Here is a 3814-nt window from a genome sequence, read left to right on the forward strand (position 1 = left end):
GAAAGGAAGGGATTTTAAAGCAGCTGCGCTGATAGACTTATCCACAGTTGCTGATATAGAAATCAGCAATCCGCCCTGGGTCAAATTTCAATCGGCAGGGTGGGTCAATTTTCCATCAGCACCAACATCCCAGGGCGTTCAATGCCGTCGTCTAGCTGCCATACCGTCCTTGCCGAAAGCTTCTTCCGTCGCAACGCAGAGTTGTTTCGCCCGCACCTCGCTGCTGTCGGACTGCGCGAGCAGATTCTCAGCGCACCGGAATCAGAAATTCCAGTGACAAAGTACGTCGCCCTCTGGGAGGTGCTTGGTAGCGAGGTTTCACCGACCATTGGCCTGGAGGTGGCCATGCGCACTGAGAGCAGTGAGCTCGGTGCCTATGGCCATGCCATACGCTGTGCCCCTTCCATGCAATTGGTACTGCGGAGCCTGAGCCGCTTCATGGTGGTGTTGACCCAGGCCACGCAACTGGACTTCGAGGACAACGGCAAGCGGATTAGCCTGGCCTATCGGGTCACCGACGCGTCCATCGTGCAGCGTCGCCAGGATGCGGAATTCACCATTTGCACCATCCTCAACCTGCTTCGTGAGGTGACCCGGAATCCGCAGCTGTCACCTGTTCGAGTGGATTTCGAGCATCGGGCCCCCAGCGACCTGGCCTCCCACCGCGAGGTATTTGGGTGTCCCATTCGCTTCGAGCAGCCGGACAATCGGCTGTACTTCTCACGCGAGTTGCTGGACATGCCAATCCGCACCGCCGATCAGCGCCTGTTCCAGGCCCTCGAGCCCTTCCTTGAACAGCAGCGGCAAAGCCGGGCGGCGTCGACAGACGTGCTCAGCCAGGTCGCCCACCACATTGCCAGCAGCCTGAGCAGTGGCTGTGCCAGCCTGGAGCAGGTGGCCAGCGACCTGAAGATTGGCGTTCGTACATTGCAGAGGCGTTTGGCCGAGCAGAACGTCGAGTTCAGCCAGTTGGTGGAGGATGTGCGCCGCTCCCTGGCCGAGAGCTATGTGATGCAATCCGACTACAGCCTGACGGAGATCGCACTGCTGCTCGGTTACTCCGAAGCCAGTTCCTTCTGCCGAGCCTTCCGCCGCTGGACCCAACTGACTCCCCAGCAGTTCCGCCAACGCGGCCGATCCTGAATCGAGCCGCCCACCTTCCGAGCGGATTGTCATCCGCTGCCAACGATTTTGTCATGAGCTGCCAAGCCTGCGCCTGGGGGCGTCGCATAGCTTATCCCCGCAGATGGGCGTGACTTCAGGCTGACGTACATCGCTCAGCTGGCAGCTTCTTGCGCCCTTCACTTCAAGAACAATGACAAATGAGGTGTGGGTCGATGGCCGATGAAAAAGACGACGCCAAGGGCGTCAGTCGTCGTGGTTTCCTGCGTGGCGCCGGGGCTGGCGCGGTTGTGGTGGCAGGCGCAGGGGTCATGGCAAATGCCATGGGCGCTGAACAGAAAGGCTGCAAGACCGCGGGTTGCGATTACGACGTGGTGGTGATCGGCGGCGGCTTCGCCGGTGTCACCGCCGCCCGTGACTGTCGCAAGAATGGCTACAAGACGCTGGTGCTGGAGGCGCGCAATCGCCTTGGCGGTCGCACCTTCAGCACCGAGTTCGCCGGCCACAAGGTGGAGCTGGGCGGAACCTGGATTCACTGGACCCAGCCCTTCGTCTGGGCCGAGACCCAGCGCTATGGCCTGAAGGTCATCGAATCCCCGGAACGCGCTGAATCGTCACTGGAAACCATGGTGATCCTGGCGGAAGGCAAGCGGACGCAACTTGCTGGCGAAGAGCTGCTGCCGGTGCTGCAAGCGTTCGATACCTACTTCGCGGACGCTCGCGACATCTGGGAACGTCCCTACGACTCCCGCTTCCGCTGGAACAAGCTCATGGCGCAGGACAGCCTGAGTGCCCGTGATCGCCTCGACCAGTTGAAGCTCAACCCTGTGCATCGCGCTGCCGTGGACTCGTATCTGGTGGGTATGTCCCATTGCCCCTCTGACCAGGTTTCCTACAACGAGATGGCACGTTGGTGGGCCCTGCCGGGTTACAACCTGTCGGTCCTCAACGACTCGCTCACTCGCTACACCTTCAAGGACGGCACCATCAGCTTGATCAACGCGATGATCGAAGACGGCAAGCCCGAAGTGCGGCTGTCTACGCCGGTGAAGAAGGTCGAGGACAAGGGCGACCACGTGGTCGTCACCACCCAGAAGGGTGAGCGCATTGTGGCGGGCAGCGTGGTCCTGGCGCTGCCGATGAACGTGCTGCCCAACATCGAGTTCTCTCCGGCGCTGGACCCCAAGCTGATCGAGGCCGCTCACGAACGGCACGCCGGCACCGGAGTCAAGGCGGTCATCAAGGTCAAGGGCAAGGTCGGTGGGGAAGGCAAGCTGTATGGTCTGGCCGACTCGGATCATCCCCTCAATGTGGTGTTCACCTACGCCAAGGCCGAGGACCACACGCTGTTCATCGGCTTTGGCGACGATCCCGCCAAGCTCGACGTCCTGGATCGGGACGCCGTGCAGCAGGTCATGCAGTCCTTCTTCCCGGAAATGGAAGTGGAAGACTGCTTCGGTTACGACTGGAACCTCGACCCCTACAGCCGGGGAACCTGGGCCAGCTACCGACCCGGCTGGTACGGCAAGTATGCCGATCACTTCGGCAAGGCTCCGGGTAGCCGCATGTTCTTCGCCCAGGGCGACCACGGCGAGGGTTGGCGCGGATTCATCGACGGCGCCATCGGCGGGGGCGGCAAGGCGGCCCTGCTCGTCAAGGAGCTGCTGGGATGAAGCAGCTTGGTTTCCTTCTCGCCCTTGGCCTCTGCGCCATCTCCGGCACGGCCGCGGCGGCTTGCGATGCCGCGGCCGGCCAAAAGCTGTTCGAGTCCAAGTGCACCGCCTGCCATTCGCTGGCGGAGCACAAGGTCGGTCCGCGTCTGCATGACGTGTATGGCCGCAAGGTCGGTACGGCGCAGGGCTTTGGCTACACGCCGACCCTGGAGCAGGCCGGCTTCACCTGGAACGCGGAAAAGCTCGATGCCTTCCTGAGCGGCCCGATGAATTTCCTGCCGGGTACCGCGATGGCGTTTGGCGGCCTGCGCAAGCAGGACGATCGGCAAAACATCATCTGCTTCCTCGAACAGCAGAACAGGAGCTAGTCATGAACATCACTCTCTTCACTCGCCCCAAGAGCGTGCTGACTGTCGGTCTGGCCCTGCTGCTGGCTTTCGACCCCAACCTGATCTTCCAGTGGACGGGATTGGTGCTGGGTGACGCCGGCACGTTGCTGGGCCGCATTCTGGGCCTGGTCTACCTGGGGATCGCCATCGAGCTGTGGTTCGTCCGCAGCAACTCAGACCTGCCGGCGCGCAACGCGCTGCTTCTGACCGCAGTCGACTGTTCCGTCGTGGCCTTGCTGGTCCAGGTGCAACTGGCCGGGCTGATGAATGTGCTCGGTTGGGGGCTGATTGCCGTGTACCTCGGCTCCGGCCTGGGATTCCTCTGGTGCGCCATGCAAGTCGCCAGGAATGGCGCCGTACGCGAAAGCCTTTCCTGATCCAAGCGATTTGCACTTTTTTGATATCACCGGATTCCAGCCCCTTCGTACCTTCTGCCCTGCTCGTCGCCACCGGCGCACGGGGCAGACTCATCCTCAGCACAACAAGAATCTCCTGTAGGAGAAGGGGTTTGGGGAGCAATGGAACCAAAAACCAACGTAAGCCCTACCAACGCTTTTCGGTGTCTTCTTCCCAGGCGCCCATCTCGACAAAACAGTTGCGCATGTCGGCCTCCTGGCTGATCTCGGTCAG

Annotated in this window: 4 protein-coding genes; all 4 read left to right on the plus strand. The window is 61.5% G+C overall.

Features of this window, described 5'->3' with window-relative positions:
- Positions 1-141: 141 nt before the first annotated feature.
- The gene (qhpR, locus tag JJD74_RS30275) at positions 142-1143 is read left to right on the plus strand and encodes an AraC-like transcriptional regulator QhpR (RefSeq protein ID WP_023082852.1); all 1002 of its coding nucleotides are present in this window, start codon (positions 142-144) and stop codon (positions 1141-1143) included.
- A gap of 179 nt (positions 1144-1322) precedes the next feature.
- Entirely contained in the window at positions 1323-2795 is a 1473-nt protein-coding gene (locus JJD74_RS30280) for a flavin monoamine oxidase family protein (protein ID WP_234451941.1), read from the plus strand.
- Positions 2792-3163: a c-type cytochrome gene (locus tag JJD74_RS30285; protein ID WP_023082850.1), complete on the plus strand. Its 372-nt coding sequence runs from the start codon at positions 2792-2794 to the stop codon at positions 3161-3163. The genes JJD74_RS30280 and JJD74_RS30285 overlap by 4 nt, the downstream gene beginning before the upstream one ends.
- A 2-nt stretch (positions 3164-3165) precedes the next feature.
- Entirely contained in the window at positions 3166-3561 is a 396-nt protein-coding gene (locus JJD74_RS30290) for a hypothetical protein (protein WP_023082849.1), read from the plus strand.
- Positions 3562-3814 lie beyond the last annotated feature (253 nt).

The sequence above is a fragment of the Pseudomonas sp. MF6776 genome (genome assembly GCF_016613125.1).
Classification (GTDB): Bacteria; Pseudomonadota; Gammaproteobacteria; order Pseudomonadales; family Pseudomonadaceae; genus Aquipseudomonas; species Aquipseudomonas iridis.